This is a genomic window from Vibrio natriegens NBRC 15636 = ATCC 14048 = DSM 759 (assembly GCF_035621455.1).
GTDB classification, from domain to species: domain Bacteria; phylum Pseudomonadota; class Gammaproteobacteria; order Enterobacterales; family Vibrionaceae; genus Vibrio; species Vibrio natriegens.
In genome coordinates, this window is the sequence record NZ_CP141822.1 from 1,836,831 (window position 1) to 1,855,415 (window position 18,585).

Below are 18,585 nucleotides of genomic sequence, written 5' to 3' on the forward strand. Positions count from 1 at the left end.
TATTTTAAACCCATGCCTTGGGCGCCACTTTCACACGCGTGTTATATCCAAAGCGATTTGTTTAGCACCCATTTTTCGAGTTCTTCGTTATCATCATCAACCACCATACCTGTAAACACGAAATTATTAGCATTGACAACATTCCGTGAAGCCAGATTCGTGGACGAAATCAAAGCAACTACGTTTTCAACGGCACCAGAGCCGAACGCTAAATTGCAAAGTTGGTTAACGGCAGACTTTGCCAACCCACGACCTTGTTGTTGTGGCGCAACATTGTATCCAATTTCCACCTCACCAGCGTTGGGAGCATCTTTAAAGCCGCAAAAACCAACGACATGATCTTGGGATAACATCATGTAAGGTAATGACCATATATCAGCCATCGCGTTTTGAGCGTGTTGAACTGAACGATTGAGAACATGCTTTGGCGGGATAGAACCGTTACAAAACTCAATGTCTATACCCGATGCATCCGCGATCAATTGATGAAGTTGTTTTTTATTTATCTGCTGAAGTTCCATTATCTACTCTTGAGAAAATGCCTCTGATGTATCTAAAAATGAACGCTGCCAGAAACCACCTCAAATCTACGCTATTCATAGCGAGGAGAATAAATAAGCTCCCACACCGAGTGGAATAAGCGTAATTACGCACAAAACAGCACTTCCGATTTTATCAAAATGTGAAGTAAGACTCTGAACTTTAATCGCCTTACGCAGCCTGATTAAAGATATCACGGAACCACAAAACCATACTGCAGTGAACATTATGATGTGACGATCGCTACCTTGGAGCCATACATTCTTTAGCGCAATGAAAAACACACCATGCATCAGCAAGGTGATTACAATAACAATTCTTGCCACTTTCATATCCCCAGCCAAAGCTTAACCCCACATTAAGAAAGGATTTGCAGCAGCAAAATATCCGCAAATCACGTTATTATAATCAATTGAATCTGGCACATCGGATAGAATAGACAACTGACACCCTGTGTGAACCCATCCTATGTCAAAGTATTGTTACTTTTAACATTAATAGCAGAACTTATCATGTATTGGGAAGCCCAAGCGGCCATATAAGCAAATAAAATCAAGCTGCGTCGATACCTTGCTCATTCCAAGGTTGGACAATAGAGTATGCGGTCATAGCGGGATGAGATGCAAAATTGCTTAGTTCAACAACAGGCATAGGTTTGGGTTTGGGCAACGGGAGATTAACCAGCCTTTATAGTGAATCTATAAACCCTGGAAATATTCTTAATGGCATAAAAAAGCTGGCTATTCGCCAGCAAAAAGAAAAAAAGGTAGCGCGCTCTGCCACGCGCTAACCCATCCGGGCCCCTACCATGCCCTACCAAAACGGATAAAAGGTTTGATTAGCCTAATGTTGGCATATTAAATGAGCTTGAGTGTTGCTCTAGGCGAACATCACTTGCAGGCCAGCGGCTAGATACTGTTTTCATTCTTGTGTAGAAACGAACACCGTCATTACCGTGCACATTTAATGGACCAAAAACAGAACGTTTCCAACCACCAAAGCTGTGGAATGCCATTGGTACTGGGATTGGGATATTGATACCTACCATGCCAGCTTGGACATTTTCACTAAACTGACGAGCCGTTTCACCATCACGAGTGAAGATAGCCGTACCATTGCCATATTCATGACGGTTAACCAGTTGGATAGCCGTTTCAAAGTCCGGAACACGAACAATCGCAAGCACAGGGCCAAAGATCTCTTCTTTATAGATAGTCATCTCTGGTGACACATTGTCGAACAATGTTGGACCCACAAAGTATCCATTTTCAAAACCATCAACACTCAAAGAGCGACCATCGATAAGCAGATCAGCCCCCTGCTCTACACCTGAGTCGATGTAACCAATGATTTTCTCTTTGTGAATTTGAGAAATCACCGGCCCCATATCATTTTCTTTACCTTCGACAATGCCAGGGCCAATGGTCATTTCATCAACGCCGGTACGCAGTTTATCGATAAGGTGATCCGCTGTTTCGTCACCAACGACTACTGCCACAGAAAGAGCCATACAACGCTCGCCAGCCGCACCAAATGCTGCACCGATAATCGCGTTCGTTGCCATATCCAAATCTGCATCTGGCATTAAGATACAGTGGTTTTTAGCGCCACCCAAAGCCTGACAACGTTTACCATGTGCTGATGCCGTTGAGTAGATGTACTCAGCAATTGGTGTTGAGCCAACAAAGCTAACCGCTTGAACACGTGGATCCGTTAGTAGTACATCTACCGACTCTTTATCGCCATTCACTACATTAAACACGCCGTCAGGAAGACCCGCTTCAGAAAGTAGCTCAGCCAAAATCAAAGAAGTTGTTGGATCCTTTTCTGACGGTTTTAGAACGAATGTGTTACCAGTCGCAAGTGCAATAGGGAACATCCACATTGAAACCATCGCAGGAAAGTTAAACGGAGTAATGCCCGCACAAACGCCTAGTGGTTGCATCAGTGAATGGCTATCAACACCAGTACCCACGTTAGCTGAATGCTCACCTTTTTGAAGATGAGGAATGCCGCAAGCAAACTCAACCACTTCCAGGCCTCGAGTTAGCTCGCCCATTGCATCTGAGTAAACCTTTCCGTGCTCAGTAGAAATCGTTTTGGCAAGCTTGTCCATATTAGCTTCCATTAACTCTTTGAACTTAAATAGGATTCGAGCACGTTTTAATGGCGACATTTTCGACCATGCAGGAAATGCCTTAGCAGCAGATTCAATTGCCAGTTCCGTTTCACTCTTTGAGCTAAGAACGACTTGGCGAATTTGTTCACCAGTAGCTGGGTTAAAAACTGGAGCAAATTTGCCGCTTTGGCTTTCCTGAATGCTTCCACCGATATAGTTATGAATAGTCTCCATGACCAACTCCTATTTTAGACTGACTGAGCGACTTGTTTCGCGTTGTACTTATGGCTATTTCTGTTTTAAAAAGCGGTTTCTAACGTCAAATTGAGCTTCGTTTATTGATGTCAGGTTTGCTTTTCCTTATCGAACGAAACCATTCTATGAAATTAATTTTTCATTTTCAATATATATGAAAAATTTAATTTACACTTTTGAAACGCCAGATCACAAAAAGAAACATACGTCAGCTAGAAACAGAGTAAGTCCTTTACAACTAGGTTGGTTTCTCTAAGGGAGTGAAGGGTAATATTTAGGGATCACGGAAAGTATTTTGAAATAGGGACACTTTTTAAGTGTGGGTTCGCAAACGACTGAAACGCTGTACTCGTCGAATCTGTACACTGAAGTCAGAGCGTTTAATTAAATGTGAGTGGTTGGTGTTCGCTACAATGACTGACAGCAGGAACGTCCTTGATTAAATTGGAAATGAACAGACTCTGGCGAGTCGTGTTTTGGGAGAGATACGTTATGATTCTTCTCGAAGTACATCCAGTATTTCATAGTGGACTGTGCCACTATTCTGCCCTGCTGCTTCTATCTGGTGGTAATTTAAGTTCATCATCAACACTAACATTGGCGTTTTAGTTCACCTGACTGTTGTGCTGTCCTTTGGTCATAGTGCCACCAGCTTTGAGACTCGCCTTAACACCCTAGTCGGGTAGACTACTCAACTTTCCACTATTCCCGCGAAGTATTACTGCCTATTTATCTATTAAACTACTGACAGCATACGAGGTAAGCTTTTTATATACCTCTAAATTAAAAAATCATTTAATCAGCTGTTTTTATTAACTTTTATCCATGTAACACTGTAAATGATGTCACCAAAATTAGCAGAAAATACAACTCACTACCGTTACTCTTGGTCAACATCGGCATGTTGTTTTGTACAAATTCATTAAAAAGAAACGCTAAAGACTTTTGGTCCGCTTTCATCTTAATGTTATTGGTTTCTGGGTTTTCTTCCGCGTCTTTTACCATGTAGTACGCGTTGTAAGCGACTGCTCCGTACATATCATTCTCCTCATAAAATTTGGGTTGCTTGTGGTTCAGGTACTGCTTTTTTGAAAAAAGCCATAAATGAAAAACGCTTTTTCTCTGTCTTCACCGCTTCGACTTCTGAGACAGCTTGATTTTCGCGCGCGTCTTTAACCATGTAGTAAGTGTTGTATGCGATTGCTCCGTACATATCGTTATTCCTTATACAGTTTGAGTTGTTTGTGGTTCTAGTACTGCTTTGCTGAAAAGTGCTTTAAATGAAAAACGCTTTTTCTCTTTCTTCACGGCTTCGACTTCTGAAGCGACTTGATTCTCGCGAGCGTCTTTAACCATGTGGTAAGTGTTATATGCGATAGCTGCGTACATAATTTATTCTCCAAATGTTTGTAAGTTTCCTACATCAACGGGAGTAAATATAGATCCAGCTCACACAAAATGCAATAGATATTTTAAATTTACAGGCAAATAAAATAAACATTTCCATGCCAGAGCATAATCAATTGAATTTATTGCACAATTCAATTTAAAGCCTGCCGAAGCTATGTTTCATGGCGTTCAGGACAACGAAAACAAAGCACTTTTTCAGCTAAAGAATGCCAGGCCGTGTAAGCGCACAGCCAAAAATTAAGCCGGAATGCCTTCTTGTAAGAAAAATACATTACGTAATTGGGCGAGCTTGAAATGAAAAGTTTGTTTATCAGTGGGCAAAATTGCAGGAAAGCACCATCTATCAACGAGTAAAGAGAAGTAATACTGAGTGGCAAAGCAGTGAGTGTAAGTTAGGCAAGAGTAAGCAGGCTTAGGGTGATAGACGCGCTCTTCAGCTGCTGGAAAGCAATTTGGAAGAGCGCGCTACATGATTTGAAATAGTATGGCTTAGTCGGTAATCGATTGTCGACTTCGGACTATTCTATTCGCCTTCATTCCAAACCGTTTTGTAAAGCTCGATGGTTTCTTCTAAAGAAGGAACGCGAGGGTTATTACCTGGTGACCCAGAATCCAGTGCTTGTTGCGCCATGGTTGATAGAAGCTCAAAGAAACGCTCTTTATCAATACCATATTGAGACGGCGTAGGAACGGATAGCTCTGTATTTAGTGCACGCAGTTCATTGACTAACTTCTTACATGCAATTGCATTGGTGTCAGACATAGAAGCAACACCAATAGCGCGAGCGCACTCTGCGTAACGTTGTTCAGCGCTTGGAATGGAAAACTCGGTGATAGCAGGTAGCAACATTGCGTTTGATAAGCCATGAGGAACATGGAAAAACGCTCCAATCGGTCGGCTCATGCCATGCACTAATGCCACTGATGCATTAGAGAATGCCACTCCAGCCAACGTCGCACCAAACATCATATCAGAGCGAGCGGCCTCATCTTTTGGATTGTGATAAGCCTGACGAATACTCTTACCAATTTTTTCCATCGCGATCAGAGCTTGAGTATCTGAGAATTGGTTCGCTTTTTGACTAACATACGCTTCAATAGCATGAGTCAGCGCATCCAGGCCACAGTCAGCAGTGACGCGTGGAGGAAGTGACATAGTTAGTTCGTAGTCCACCAGCGCAGCAATAGGCATAAATCCAAGGCCAGAGCACAACATTTTTTCGTCATGTAGATCGTCTGTAATCACCGTGAAGCGCGTGACCTCAGAGCCGGTTCCGGCAGTAGTAGGAATAGCAATGATCGGAAGCCCTGCTTCGCTAACATCGCGAGGGAATTTGTAATCTCTTACTTGCCCACCAAATTTACCAACAATTGAGATGGCTTTGGCACTGTCGATTGGACTTCCTCCACCAATAGCAATAATGGAGTCAAATCCTCCTTCACGCACCATTTGTACACCTGCCTCGATTGAGCTTACTGTCGGCTCTGGAATCGTATCAGAAAATACGGAAGCCTCGATGCCCTGGGCAATTAGCGCCTCTTGAACTTTTGCTACATAACCTAGTTGAACCATCATCTTATCGGTGACAATTAACGGTCGAGATGCACCTACGCTTGCCATTACATCCGCAGCCTGAAGTGATGCCCCTTTGCCTACATGCATAATCCTTGGTAATACGATTCTTGCGCTCATTCTATTTCCTTAATCATTACATTGGTCGTGAATTCTAAGAGTAGATGAAATACTTGCTCTTAAACGTACCATTCGAAACAAACTTATTGAAATGAATTTTTCATTTTATGTGAAGAATGAACAGTCCAAATACGCCTTATCTAGTGTTTTACTGTCTTTGATCAATATATCGGATGATTTACCTACATGAACTCAATCTTTCACTTTATTTAAAATAAAATGAATGTTTCAATTTATACATATTTTGGAAATAACATTTGATTACATATTGGAGATTACCGTGGACGTTGGAATATTGGGCATATTGCTGTCGTTAGTTTTGTTGATGTACCTCGCGTACCGAGGCATGTCAGTCATTTGGTTAGCACCTATTTTAGCATTAGTTGCTGCTCTGTTTTCTGCCGGAACGTACATGATGGCCAGTTATACAGAAGTCTTCATGTTAAGCGCGGCAAACTATGTAAAACTCTATTTTCCCGCCTTCTTGCTTGGTGCGATTTTTGGCAAAGTGATGGATGATTCTGGCGCAGCAAAGTCAATCGCTAAAGTCATTGTGAATAAGGTTGGGAGCAATAATGCGATCTTAGCCGTGGTGCTCGCCGTATCGGTGTTGACCTACGGCGGTGTATCGATGTTTGTGGTGGTATTTGCAGTCTACCCTATTGCCGCTCAAATATTTAAAGACAGCAATGTGCCTAAACGTCTGATTCCAGGGACGATTGCGCTAGGCTCCTTCACATTTACCATGACCGCTTTACCAGGGTCACCACAAATCCAAAATACCATCGCGATGCCTTTTTTCGGTACCACGGCATACGCAGCGCCAGCGCTTGGATTAGTTGGTGCCGGTGCCATGTTTGGCTTGGGCATGCTTTGGCTTAAACGCCGTGAAGCTATTGCTCGAACAAACGGAGAAGGTTATGGCATTCACGATGAGTCGGAAAGTGACGATAGCGAAGAGAATAACAACATTCCTTCAGCGACCATTGCCTTTATCCCGATCGTTATCGTGCTGGTTTTAAACTTTCTGATCGTGACTTTCTATTTCCCAAGTGTCGATACCAGTTACCTAGCCAACTACGATACTACGCTGCAAAAAGTCAATGGCATGTGGAGCCTTATCATCGCGCTAACCACCGCCATTATCGTCGCACTCTTATTGTTTAAGAAATACATGAAGGACATACGCTTTTCTCTTAACGAAGGCGGTGAAAGCTCCATCATGCCGATCATGAATACCGCCGCCGCTGTCGGGTTTGGTAACGTGATCAAATCGCTCTCCTCCTTTGAATTAGTCAAAGAAGGGATACTTTCGATACCAGGAACCCCACTTTTATCCTTTGCGATGTCGACCAGTTTACTTGCAGGTATTACAGGGTCAGCCTCAGGAGGCCTGAGTATAGCGTTGGATGCACTTGGCCAGGTTTATATTCAAAAAGCTCTGGAGTTAGGGATTAGTCTTGAGTCTTTACACCGTATTGCAGCGATAGCTTGCGGCGGATTAGATTCACTCCCTCATAATGGCGCGGTGATTACACTGCTTGGGATTTGTGGCATGACTCACCGCGATTCGTACAAAGATATTTTTGTCTGTACGCTGGCGATTCCTGTCGTTGCGACTGGTGTTGTTTTAATTTTCGCGTCCATGGGCGTGGTGTAAATCGACTCTAACTATCAGTATCGATAGAATTCTTGAGTCCTTCATATACCTAAAAGCAGAGTATTCTTACTCTGCTTTTTTGTTTCCATTTCATTCATTTCCTATAAACGATGTTCTTATTCAGAATCTGAGGAAAAGGCTAGGTCCGGTTACTCAAATATTTTTCATAATCAGGAATTTCGATTTCCACCTCTCCCGACATACACTCAGATGCAAACAAAAAATCCGCCGTCGCTTGATTTGTGGCAACAGGAATATTCCACACACTGGCAATACGAAGTAACGCCTTAACATCAGGGTCATGTGGCACCGAGTTTAGCGGGTCCCAAAAGAAGATCAGCATATCCAGACTCCCTTGAGATATGAGGCTTCCAATTTGCTGATCGCCACCCATTGGACCGCTAATCATGCTAATAACGGTTAAGTCGGTATTCTTCTGGATCATATGCCCCGTAGTACCAGTGGCATAAAGTGTGTGAGGTTTCAGTTGCTCTTGTTTTGCGCCAACCCACTTCAGGAGTTGAGCCTTACAGTTATCATGCGCAACTAACGCGATATGTTTACTCGCAGGTATGATTCGAGTTGTCGTATTCATAACAGTCTTCTTCTAAAAGTAAAAGGGAGTACTGAGCAGGTGTTCACTCAGCCATCGTTGGTGGGTATTTTCATTATTGATAAGAGCAAAGAAGCCATGAAAATCATGGCTTCTGGAGCGAACTTATTCTGCGTGATTCAGTTGGAGCCGAGACAAAATCGCCCTGCTCTATCGCAGATTAATCATGTTTTGCCGCATACTCTGGGCCATTAACCCAGTTATGGTCTTCTTCCCAAGTAAATAACCACTTACGTGAAGGGCCGGCCATAACATTGAGGTAATAGCTATCGTATCCCGCAATCGTCGCAACAGGGTGATACCCTTTCGGTGCCTTCACTACATCTTTGTTATAAGCAGCCATACACTCGTCTAATGAGCGGTCATCGGTATAAACACGTTGTAGAACAAACCCTTGCTCTGGGTTTAGTCGGTGATAATACGTCTCTTCAAGATAAGTCTCATTTGGCTCGTTTGCCGTGTCGTGTTTGTGGCTCGGGAAGGAACTTGTGCAGCCTTCATCAGTGTAAACCTCCACAACCAGCAATGTGTCTGCTTCGGCATAGTCAGGAAGAATGTTGTGAACATAGCGTTTGTTGTTACCAACGCCTCTCGCTTCAGCATCGATATTTTCTGGTGCAATCAATCGAGTAGGATAAGTGCCTTTACTTGGCGAGGTACATACTGCCAGCTCAATATCTGTCAATGCCTTCACTTCACAGTTATCACTTGGTGTCACATAAACTGCATAAGGTTTTTTGCGCTCGAATGGACACATGCGATCACCAATATTCTCGTATGTTGCCGAATCCGTCACCACAGTTGCCTTACCAGCAACCAATACCAGGCAAGTCTCTACTTCTGAAGCTGGCAGAGAAAGGCTTTCACCTGCTTTTAACTCATAAGCTTTAAATCCAACATATCCCCAATCAGCATTTTCTGGGGTAATGTTTTGAGTACAACCGTCAGATGGAGACGCTTGATATTTCGATAGTAGATTAGACATTCAACTGTTCCTTATGCGTATTAATGTGCACTTCCCAAATGGGCTTTACATTTCAATTTTACCCATAATATGAAATGAAGATTTCAAAAACAATGATAAAGATCGGCTAATACCCTTATGTAGAGTCTTCTTTAAGATTTTTCCCTTCACAACTGAACATAGATCACAAAATGATGCCCAGCCTCTATTAACACATTTTATGAAATGAAATTTTCACATCGAAAGATAACTTGAAGGCAACCAGGTGACTGATAACACTTAGCTTCTGGTCGTCGTCTGAACCATCGTACCTGTATAATGTAGGCCAACCATGGGTAGGTATAGATAAATAGCGTCCCATATACGCTGTATTTAGAATCAATAGCAATATTCTCGCTGCTATCAATTCACTGTGAAAACCCGTCATGTCCAGAAAACAAGCCTTATTGCGCAACTGAGTGACTATTTGCGAGGCCACACAATCAGAATTTTCTTACTCTCCTTTCAGCTTAAGATCACATTTTGAACAAGCGGTTTATTGAAGAGAATACCCTTACCCCATTACTCTGTTTAGGTGCGGAAGACACCGTTATATCTAGCTATACGCTCTACTTTTAAGTCAGCGATTTAATGAAATAGAACATTCACTTTAAATAAAAAACAAAACAAATATTCCATTTTAAGTTCTACTTCACATTTGCTTGGCAACGCGAATGCTATATTAGCCTCCAGATTATCGGTAAATGAGTAAGTTACTTACTAATTCAATAATCAAAGTCTGAATGGTGAAACAAAAAAATCACTATCCGCACAAAAACATAATTAAGGATGAATATCATGTCTTTAAACATTACTGATCTAAAAGTAGGTGTAATTGGTGTTGGTGCTATCGGTAAAGAGCACATCAAACGTGTGAACTATCTCACGGGTGCTCATGTGACCGCGGTATTTGACGTGAATAATGACCAAGTACGCTCATGGCTGACTCAAGAAAATATTGAAGCGGAAGTTTTTGATAATGGTGTTGACCTAATCAATTCCGATATGGTCGATGCAATCGTTGTCGCATCTTGGGGCCCAACGCACGAAGAGTTCGTACTAGCAGCAATCGAAGCTGGTAAATACGTAATGTGTGAAAAGCCATTAGCAGTAACGGAAGAAGGCTGTCGCCGTATCATTGATGCTGAAATGGCTTGCGGTAAGCGCCTTGTTCAGGTTGGCTTCATGCGTCGTTACGACAAATCATACCGCCAGCTCAAATCCGTACTTGATCAAAAGATCATTGGTGAGCCATTAACGCTAAATGCCTGGCACCATGCACCAGAAGCACCAGGGTTTAGCGGTGACATGGCGATTACTGACTCATTCGTTCATGAAGCAGACGTTCTTCGCTGGCTATTGGATGAAGACTACGCGACAGCACAGGTTATTCTTCCTCGTAAAACTCAAATCTCTTCTGAGCCAGAGTTACAAGATCCACACATCATGATTCTAAGTACTAAATCTGGTGTTCATATCTCGGTTCAGAGCTTCGTATTCTGTCAGTATGGCTACGATATTCAATGTCAGATTACCGGTGAGAAAGGTGTTGCTGCCCTTCCTGATCCTGCGACAACTGTGATTCGTACCAACGCGTCACTACAACAAGAAATTTTTGTAGATTGGAAAGACCGCTTCTTTGACGCCTTCGACGTTGAATTCCAAGAATGGATTGATGGCGCTCGTGCTGGCCAATTAACAGGCCCAACGTCATGGGACGGCTACTGCGTATCAGTAACGATCGATGCTTGTGTGAAAGCAAAATACTCTGGTGGCATTGAGAAAATCGAACTTCCAGAAAAACCTGAATTCTACAACTAATCAATGATTTATAAATCATTAGGTTACAAATTCAAAATCTAAACAATTTATATCGAGTAATACCTACAGTGTATACGGGTGCAGGGATTTGCACCCGGTTGCAACAAAGCAGTTCTGTTGCCCTACACAGAAAAATAAAATTCATTTAGGAGGATTCATGTCCACTAATAATCAAACTGTAGATACAAGTTATAATTTACGTTATATCCTCGTCATCTGTGCTGTTGCAGCGCTTGGTGGCCTGCTACTAGGTTATGACACCGCAGTAATCTCAGGAGCAATTACCCCAATTGCGACCTACTTTGAACTAAGTTCTATCGGCGTCGGTTGGGCTGTATCAAACGTTGCCATTGGTTGTATTATCGGTGCGTTCTTATCCGGTAAGGTCGCTGATAAATACGGCCGTAAAAAGGCCCTCATTTTATCCGCCATTTTATTTACTATTTCAGCGATTGGTGCAGCCCTTGTTGACACGTTCTTCTGGTTTATCGTTTATCGCATGATTGGCGGATTAGCGGTTGGTATTGCGTCTTCGGTATCACCGATGTACATGTCAGAAGTCTCACCGAAGAAAATCCGTGGTCGTGCGTTAAGTTCGCAAAACTTTGCCATCGTATTCGGTCAAGTGGTTATCTTCGTTGTTAACTTCTTAATTGCTCAAGGTATGACTCACGAATGGCTGGTTGATGTAGGCTGGCGTATCATGATTGGTTCTGAAGCTATCCCATGTGCGTTGTTTGTTCTTGCATCATTCTTCATCCCTGAGTCGCCTCGTTGGTTAGTGCTGGTAGGACGCGAAAAAGAAGCGCTTGAAGTCACTGGTAAAATCTTCAACCCTGCTTATGCGCCTACGGTTATTAACGCGATTCATAACTCTATCCACGAAGAAGCAGAAAACAAAGCGCAAGTTGAAAAGCTTCAAGTTCACAAACAACGCCGCTTTTGGGTTTTCGTTTTCATCGCAACCATGATTGTTATCTTCCAACAGGCAAGTGGTGTAAACGTAATGATGTACTTCGCACCAGTTGTACTTGAAAAAGTAACAGGTAACAGCCAGGTCGCGCTCTTCTTGACTATTTGGGTCGGTGTGATTCAGCTAGTGGGTACCTTAATCGGTTCTCTGCTCATGGACAAAGTTGGTCGCAAACCACTGCTAAAAATTGGTTCATTGGGTGCCACGTTCGGCCTTCTGTTGACGTCTTACTTCATTTACCAATCTGCAGGTTTGCAAGGTGAAGCCGCTATCCAAATGGGTTACTGGACACTGTTTGGCATGATGGTATTCATGATTTGCTTTGCGTTCTCATGGAGCTTAGGTGCATGGATTGTCGTATCTGAAATCTTCCCTAACCGCTACCGTGGTTTAGGTATGTCATTTGCTATCGGTGGCCTTTGGGTAACTAACTTCCTGATCGGTCTAATATTCCCGGTAATGAATGACAGCCCGCTTCTCAATGAGATGTTCCGTGGCGCATTCCCTATGTGGGTATTTGCGTTCTTCATGATTGTTTCTTATTTCTTCGTAAATCGCTACCTACCAGAAACCAATGGTGTAGCACTAGAAAGAATGGAAGAGCATGTTATGACTAACTGGAACGGCCAACAGACCAAAAAAGTAGACGTACCTGCTTAATAGGTCCAATAAACCCACTGGCAATTTGTCGCTCATACTTAGGAATGTATCGATGAGAGACAAATTGCCAGTCTAACTAATAACGACTTAATAATTACACGTGAAATCAATAATAGGTTGATTGATATACACTTTATTTGGAGGTTTTTATGAAAATCGCATTCGACGTTGATGTACTAGCAAAACAAATGAGTATCCCGGATATGGTGCACAAAGTTGCAGATTGGGGTTACAAGTATATCGAGCAATCGCCTCATCCACGTATCAACCCGTTCTACAAGCACCCACTATTTTCTCGTGAGTGTGAAAGAGAATACAAAACTGCCCTACGTCAGGCTGGCGTTGAACTCTCTTCTTTTATCGTTGTTTATCGTTGGTCAGGCCCAACTGAAGAACAACGTAAACATGCAGTAGCAAACTGGAAAAAAATCGTAGAAATCGCCGTTAACATGGGTGTAGAAGTAATCAACACAGAACTTTCGGGCGATCCAAACCAACAAGAAATCTGTAACGGAATGTGGTTCCGCTCTATGGATGAATTACTACCTCTATTTGAAAGAGAAGGCATTCGTGTCGAAGTGCAATCGCATCCATGGGATTTCTGTGAACTGAATAATGAAACGTGTGACCTGGTTAAGTCCTACCGTTCAGACAATCTAAAGTACGTATACTCTGCGCCTCACGGTTTCTTCTATGATCAAGGCAAAGGTGACGTTCGCTCAATGCTAGAGTATGCAGGTGACGATCTTTCTCATGTATTGTTCGCTGATACCTTCAACCAAACATTGGATTGTCGTTATATCGCCAACCCACCTTGGTTGAACAATCAAGGTCGCAGTGATGTGGCAATCCACCAGCACTTAGCGATGGGTGAAGGCGATGTAGATTTCGATACTATGTTCTCAACACTAAGAGATATGGATTTTGCGAATAAGAAATTCGCAGTCGGTGGTGATTCAATTGCTTGTGTCTCTTATTTTGGATTCCCAGAAAAGATGGACGTGCAAGCACCAGCGGCAAGAGAGCGTTTAGAAAGAGAATTCTTACTTCGATAATATAATAGTTATAACTATTATCCAGGTACGGGGCAATATTATCTGTCCCGTACCATTAAAACATTATTATTGTCGATTTATTAAATGTGATTGACGTGTTATTAGCGTTCCAGGCATAAGTATTTTGTTGTTACTATTAATATCAGAATTAAGTAGTTCAACAGATTTACTAACCAAAGGTATAAGTTCCTGCCTGAATGTCGTGAGGCTATATTTAGGGGATGACGCTAGATCTATATCGTCAAATCCTACAATAGCAATAGTGTTATCAATTTTGTGGTGATGTAATGCATCCAAAGCACCTATGGCTAAAATATCATTCTCACAAAAAATAGCGTCAACTCTCTGATTAACATCGGTTGTTTTTATGTAGTCAGAAAGGCAATTAAATGCGAGGTCTCTGGCATAGTGTTTGATATTAAATCTGTGCTCGAGTGGTATATCACACTCAGAAAGTCGACTGTTAAAACCTTGAAAGCGTAGCAGCCCTGTTGACTTTTGTTCCGGGCCTGACATGTAAGCCATTCTTTTATAACCTAATTGGATGAAAAGATTGGCAACTTGCTGACCCGCCGTTATGCCATCAGTACTGACAGAGTGAACGTTTGGCGTATCACAATGACGATACAGAGAAATGAGAGGAATATGCTCAATGTTTTTTTCAACGATTTCTTGAGGTAAGTCAGTACCAAGAAATATGATGCCGTCGACTTGCAACTGACCTGCTAACGTAAGGGCATTCTTATAGTCTTTTTTAGAATGAATATTGAGAACTATTGGAATTAACCCTTTATTTTGTAGTTTTGATGTAAGTTCATCAAAAACAGTCAATACAACTGGAGATCCTAACTCTGAAATAAGTATAGCGACCATGTTAGTTTTATTTTTTGCTAGGCTTCTTGCAAGTAAGTTAGGCTTATAGCCAAGTTCTTCAGCGGCTTTTAGCACTTTATTTAAACTAGACTCAGAAATTGAAGAACCCTGAGTAAATGCTCGGGAAACAGTCCATTTTGATACACCTGCAAGTTTTGCCACATCACGAGCAGTGATATTTTTTGTGACTTTGTCTTTATTTTCTTTCATTGGCTCAACAATTATATTGACAGTTTATTTTTATAGGATTTAAATTGATTTTAAAATAATCATGACTCTGTGACTATATAAAATCACGAAATAATACAAAGTGTCATTAATCGCACCGTTGATCAATCTTTTTGGTCAACAAATGCGAAACTAACCAACTTTGCACCCGGTTGCAAAAAGGTGCTAAGAGATTTATCCAGTTTTTGAATCAAAAGTGAACAATTTAGAATATCGAGGTTAATACTATGCAACTAGCAATTTGTACTGATGTATACGCAGATCTTTCATTTACAGACATGTTAGATAAAGTAAAGTCAATGGGTATTGACGCTGTAGAAATGACAGCCGGTGGCTGGGGTGCGCGTAAGCATGTGAACACTCAAGAGCTTCTGGGCGATGAAACCAAACTTCAGGAGTTCCAAGCTGAGCTAGAAAAACGTGGTATGCGTATTTCTGCTTTGAATACATCTTGTAACCCGCTCTGGCCATCAGAAACGGGCGAGCAATACGCGAAGAGCATGTACGAGTGTGCAACATTAGCTGGTAAACTTGGCGTGAAGAAAATTGTTGCTATGGCTGGTTTGCCTGCTGGTTCTCCTGAAGACAGAACACCAAACTGGATCACATCGACAGTATCTTGGCCTGATTTCATGGCACCAGCTTACGAGTACCAATGGGAAGTTACCATCAAGTTTTGGTCTGAATATGTCGATCACTGCAAGCAGTGCGGCGTAGAACAAATCGCGATCGAAGAGTTTCCTGGCACTATGGTTTGGAGTGCGTCAACGCTGCTTAAACTGCGTAACGCCGTTGATCCAATGATCGGTATCAACCTTGACCCATCTCACATGATCATTCTTGGTGCGGACCCGATTGCCGCTGCTCGCTCATTAAAAGGCTGTATCTACCACGTACACGGCAAAGATGCTCGTATCGAACGTGGTCTAGCTGACATTGATGGCCTGCTAGAGCCACGTCCAGTTGAAGACAGTGCAGACCGTACCTGGAACTACGTTGCAGTAGGTTGTGGTCAAGATCTTCAGTGGTGGAAAGAGTTTTTCTCTGTATGTCATATGATGGGCTACAACGGTGATGTGTCACTAGAGATGGAAGACCTGACCATGACAGTGGATGCAGGTGTTGAAACCTCTATCGACGCTTTGAAAGCAACAATCAGCCAGTAATCGCTATTCTTGTTTAGGTGCTAATCTATCTTTGAAGCCCAAGAAACAAGCTGAATGAAATTACATCGAATGGAGTAGCTCATACGAGTTGCTCCATTTTTGCGTAAGAGGGTTTCGAGCACTCATTTGGTCCCCTTCCCTAGCTGGCAGAAAGTAGTGAACCAATCTCTACTCCAACCTAATTTGTACGATATGGAATAAAAATTTCATCATATAATTTGTGAATTCAACACCCATCACACAATAGGAGTTTAATTTCACTTAAAATTAGTAATGAAATAAAAATTCCACAAATTTAAAGCAGTTCGCTTGTTAACGCGATACCGTGAGAGGCTCAAAGTGAAAACTGAAAAGAAATTAGACCTGATTTGTATGGGACGAATCGCTGTTGACCTTTACGGCCAACAAGTCGGCTCTCGCTTAGAAGATATGGGCACGTTCGCCAAGTATCTCGGTGGGTCTTCCGGTAACGTTGCTTATGGAACTGCCGTTCAAGGCCTTAAATCTTCAATGCTTGCCCGCGTTGGCGATGAACATATGGGACGTTTCTTACGTGAAGAACTGGAAAAAGTGGGTTGCGACACCAGCCACCTTATTACCGATAAAGAACGTCTTACTGGCCTAGTCATTTTAGGCATCAAAGACGAAGACACATTTCCACTGATCTTTTACCGTGAAAACTGCGCTGACATGGCAATCAGCAAAGAGGACTTTACAGAAGAGTACATCGCATCAGCGCGCTGTCTCGCTATCACTGGTACGCACTTATCAAACCCAAAAACGCGCGACGCTGTTTTAACTGCCCTTGAATATGCCCGCCGTAACGGAGTTAAAACCGCGCTTGATATTGATTATCGTCCTGTGCTGTGGGGCCTAACTTCACTGGGCGACGGCGAAACCCGTTTTATCGCATCAGATAAAGTGACCGAAGAACTGCAAGACGTTTTGGGGTTATTCGATGTAATTGTCGGAACAGAAGAAGAGTTCCATATTTGTGGCGGCTCCACAGATACCGTTGAAGCACTCAAAGCCGTACGTAAGGTTTCTGGCGCAGAATTGGTTTGTAAACGCGGTGCTCTTGGTTGTTCTGTCTACACGGATTCAATCCCAGAAACTCTGGATGAAGGCATTACTGTACACGGTGTGCGTGTGGATGTGTTGAACGTGCTTGGCGCTGGTGACGCATTCATGTCTGGTCTTCTTCGCGGCTACCTCAACGGTGAAGGATGGGAAAAAGCGTGCACTTATGCCAACGCTTGTGGCGCACTGGTGGTATCTCGTCATGGCTGTGCTCCCGCAATGCCAACCAAAGTCGAGTTAGACAACTATTTAACTCGCGCTAACGATGTTAAGCGCCCTGATTTAGATCCTCAGCTTAACCACTTGCACCGAGTAACGACACGTAAAACAGGGGCATGGGACGAATTATGTATATTAGCGTTCGATCATCGCAGCCAATTGGTCGATATGGCGAAAGAAGTCGGTGCAGATGTTGGAAAAATTCCAGCGCTGAAAAAGCTCATTCTCGAAGCGAGTCGTCAGGTAAGTAGAGAAGCCGGTTTAAAAGGTCAATCAGGACTCCTTTGTGATAGCACCTTCGGTCAGGATGTGCTTAATGACGTAACGGGTGACAATTGGTGGATCGGTCGTCCAATCGAAATGCCTGGCTCTCGCCCTATAGAGTTCGAACACGGCAACATTGGATCGCAACTGATCGACTGGCCTTTAGAGCATGTGGTGAAATGCCTGGTGTTCTACAGCCCGGAAGACGATGAAAGCATGCGCACTCTGCAAGAGAATAAAATAGCGGAAGCGTACCACGCCTGTCTTAAGTCTGGGCATGAACTGCTACTCGAAGTCATCCTGCCTGAGGGTGTAGTGAAAGAAGATCGCTTATACATTGAAGCTGTAAGCCGCTTCTACTCTTTGGGCATTAAGCCAGATTGGTGGAAATTACCAGCGCTTGAAAGCGATTCATGGAACACGATGAACAGCTTAATCATCGAACAAGATCCATATTGTCGTGGTGTTGTGATTCTCGGTCTGGATGCGCCTGTAGAAGAGCTTAAAAAAGGCTTTGACCAAACAACTGGCCACGACTTAGTTAAAGGTTTTATGGTTGGCCGAACTATATTTGGCGAGCCATCTAAAGAATGGTTGTCTGGGAATATTAATGACCAAGCGTTTATAAACAAAATAAAATCAAATTACCTAGAAATAATCCACCTTTGGAAGAATAGAGGATAATATTCCTGAAGATGATGTGCCCTAATATTGCACATCATCTTATCCAAACAGCTAGAGCGAAAAAGAATTGAACAAGTAAATGGGAAAACAGGTGTGAAACTCAGACTACTCAGAACGAGGCGCGCCTGAACTTTTACAAGCTTAAGCCATTGTTATTATGATATTTAATCTGCAAACCCTACCCTTCAGCACATTTAAAGGATAAGGCGTCATAAGCTTAGTAAAATTGGACATTCGTTTTCCTATAAACCGTGAATATTGATCACCCC

At 42.6% G+C, this 18,585-nt stretch carries 15 protein-coding genes; 6 read left to right on the plus strand and 9 right to left on the minus strand.

The genetic code is table 11. The annotated features are described in order from the left end of the window. Positions 1-41 precede the first annotated feature (41 nt). The 6 genes from VER99_RS08370 to VER99_RS08395 form a co-directional block, all read right to left on the minus strand. Positions 42-521, minus strand: coding sequence for a GNAT family N-acetyltransferase (locus VER99_RS08370; RefSeq protein WP_020336436.1), 480 nt, complete (start codon positions 519-521; stop codon positions 42-44). Positions 522-1,378: 857 nt separating this feature from the next. Continuing rightward, positions 1,379-2,893, minus strand: a complete 1,515-nt coding sequence (locus tag VER99_RS08375; RefSeq protein ID WP_020336438.1) for a CoA-acylating methylmalonate-semialdehyde dehydrogenase — start codon at positions 2,891-2,893, stop codon at positions 1,379-1,381. Positions 2,894-3,733: 840 nt separating this feature from the next. After that, on the minus strand, positions 3,734-3,952 hold the full coding sequence (locus VER99_RS08380; RefSeq protein WP_020336439.1) for a hypothetical protein: 219 nt from the start codon (positions 3,950-3,952) through the stop codon (positions 3,734-3,736). A 10-nt stretch (positions 3,953-3,962) separates the two neighbouring features. Beyond that, the gene (locus tag VER99_RS08385) at positions 3,963-4,127 is read right to left on the minus strand and encodes a hypothetical protein (RefSeq protein ID WP_020336440.1); all 165 of its coding nucleotides are present in this window, start codon (positions 4,125-4,127) and stop codon (positions 3,963-3,965) included. Positions 4,128-4,138: 11 nt separating this feature from the next. Continuing rightward, positions 4,139-4,303, minus strand: a complete 165-nt coding sequence (locus VER99_RS08390) for a hypothetical protein (protein WP_020336441.1) — start codon at positions 4,301-4,303, stop codon at positions 4,139-4,141. Between the two features lie 544 nt (positions 4,304-4,847). Continuing rightward, positions 4,848-6,017, minus strand: coding sequence for an iron-containing alcohol dehydrogenase (locus VER99_RS08395; RefSeq protein ID WP_014232080.1), 1,170 nt, complete (start codon positions 6,015-6,017; stop codon positions 4,848-4,850). A gap of 280 nt (positions 6,018-6,297) precedes the next feature. Between VER99_RS08395 and VER99_RS08400 the strand changes: the two genes are divergently transcribed. Then, the gene (locus VER99_RS08400; RefSeq protein WP_024373073.1) at positions 6,298-7,677 is read left to right on the plus strand and encodes a GntP family permease; all 1,380 of its coding nucleotides are present in this window, start codon (positions 6,298-6,300) and stop codon (positions 7,675-7,677) included. Positions 7,678-7,816: 139 nt separating this feature from the next. Here the strand turns inward: VER99_RS08400 and VER99_RS08405 are convergent, their stop codons facing one another. Next, complete coding sequence (locus tag VER99_RS08405) at positions 7,817-8,272, minus strand: methylglyoxal synthase (RefSeq protein WP_020336443.1); 456 nt, start codon at positions 8,270-8,272, stop codon at positions 7,817-7,819. 178 nt (positions 8,273-8,450) lie between these two features. Then, positions 8,451-9,275 (minus strand): 5-deoxy-glucuronate isomerase, encoded by an 825-nt coding sequence (iolB, locus tag VER99_RS08410; RefSeq protein ID WP_014232083.1) that lies wholly within the window; start codon positions 9,273-9,275, stop codon positions 8,451-8,453. Between the two features lie 816 nt (positions 9,276-10,091). Here iolB and VER99_RS08415 point away from each other — a divergent pair. The 3 genes from VER99_RS08415 to VER99_RS08425 all read left to right on the plus strand — a co-directional run bounded on the left by VER99_RS08415 (position 10,092) and on the right by VER99_RS08425 (position 13,802). After that, a complete protein-coding gene (locus VER99_RS08415) occupies positions 10,092-11,114 on the plus strand; it encodes a Gfo/Idh/MocA family protein (protein WP_020336444.1) in 1,023 nt (340 codons plus the stop codon). A 157-nt stretch (positions 11,115-11,271) separates the two neighbouring features. Further along, positions 11,272-12,747, plus strand: coding sequence for a sugar porter family MFS transporter (locus tag VER99_RS08420; protein WP_020336445.1), 1,476 nt, complete (start codon positions 11,272-11,274; stop codon positions 12,745-12,747). 149 nt (positions 12,748-12,896) lie between these two features. Continuing rightward, entirely contained in the window at positions 12,897-13,802 is a 906-nt protein-coding gene (locus tag VER99_RS08425; RefSeq protein WP_020336446.1) for a sugar phosphate isomerase/epimerase family protein, read from the plus strand. Between the two features lie 66 nt (positions 13,803-13,868). Here the strand turns inward: VER99_RS08425 and VER99_RS08430 are convergent, their stop codons facing one another. After that, a complete protein-coding gene (locus VER99_RS08430; protein WP_020336447.1) occupies positions 13,869-14,885 on the minus strand; it encodes a LacI family DNA-binding transcriptional regulator in 1,017 nt (338 codons plus the stop codon). 245 nt (positions 14,886-15,130) lie between these two features. Between VER99_RS08430 and VER99_RS08435 the strand changes: the two genes are divergently transcribed. Both VER99_RS08435 and VER99_RS08440 read left to right on the plus strand, forming a co-directional pair. Continuing rightward, on the plus strand, positions 15,131-16,069 hold the full coding sequence (locus VER99_RS08435) for a sugar phosphate isomerase/epimerase family protein (protein ID WP_020336448.1): 939 nt from the start codon (positions 15,131-15,133) through the stop codon (positions 16,067-16,069). 339 nt (positions 16,070-16,408) lie between these two features. Then, positions 16,409-18,316 (plus strand): bifunctional 5-dehydro-2-deoxygluconokinase/5-dehydro-2-deoxyphosphogluconate aldolase, encoded by a 1,908-nt coding sequence (locus VER99_RS08440; protein ID WP_020336449.1) that lies wholly within the window; start codon positions 16,409-16,411, stop codon positions 18,314-18,316. The last annotated feature ends 269 nt before the right edge of the window (positions 18,317-18,585 follow it).

Excerpts from the sequence above, each read along its gene's own strand:
- VER99_RS08375 (WP_020336438.1), bottom strand. The coding sequence starts at position 2,893 with ATGGAGACTATTCATAACTATATCGGTGGAAGCATTCAGGAAAGCCAA.
- VER99_RS08395 (WP_014232080.1), bottom strand. The coding sequence starts at position 6,017 with ATGAGCGCAAGAATCGTATTACCAAGGATTATGCATGTAGGCAAAGGG.
- VER99_RS08420 (WP_020336445.1), top strand. The coding sequence starts at position 11,272 with ATGTCCACTAATAATCAAACTGTAGATACAAGTTATAATTTACGTTAT.
- iolB (WP_014232083.1), bottom strand. The coding sequence starts at position 9,275 with ATGTCTAATCTACTATCGAAATATCAAGCGTCTCCATCTGACGGTTGT.
- VER99_RS08390 (WP_020336441.1), bottom strand. The coding sequence starts at position 4,303 with ATGTACGCAGCTATCGCATATAACACTTACCACATGGTTAAAGACGCT.
- VER99_RS08370 (WP_020336436.1), bottom strand. The coding sequence starts at position 521 with ATGGAACTTCAGCAGATAAATAAAAAACAACTTCATCAATTGATCGCG.
- VER99_RS08415 (WP_020336444.1), top strand. The coding sequence starts at position 10,092 with ATGTCTTTAAACATTACTGATCTAAAAGTAGGTGTAATTGGTGTTGGT.
- VER99_RS08405 (WP_020336443.1), bottom strand. The coding sequence starts at position 8,272 with ATGAATACGACAACTCGAATCATACCTGCGAGTAAACATATCGCGTTA.
- VER99_RS08430 (WP_020336447.1), bottom strand. The coding sequence starts at position 14,885 with ATGAAAGAAAATAAAGACAAAGTCACAAAAAATATCACTGCTCGTGAT.
- VER99_RS08385 (WP_020336440.1), bottom strand. The coding sequence starts at position 4,127 with ATGTACGGAGCAATCGCATACAACACTTACTACATGGTTAAAGACGCG.
- VER99_RS08425 (WP_020336446.1), top strand. The coding sequence starts at position 12,897 with ATGAAAATCGCATTCGACGTTGATGTACTAGCAAAACAAATGAGTATC.
- VER99_RS08380 (WP_020336439.1), bottom strand. The coding sequence starts at position 3,952 with ATGTACGGAGCAGTCGCTTACAACGCGTACTACATGGTAAAAGACGCG.
- VER99_RS08435 (WP_020336448.1), top strand. The coding sequence starts at position 15,131 with ATGCAACTAGCAATTTGTACTGATGTATACGCAGATCTTTCATTTACA.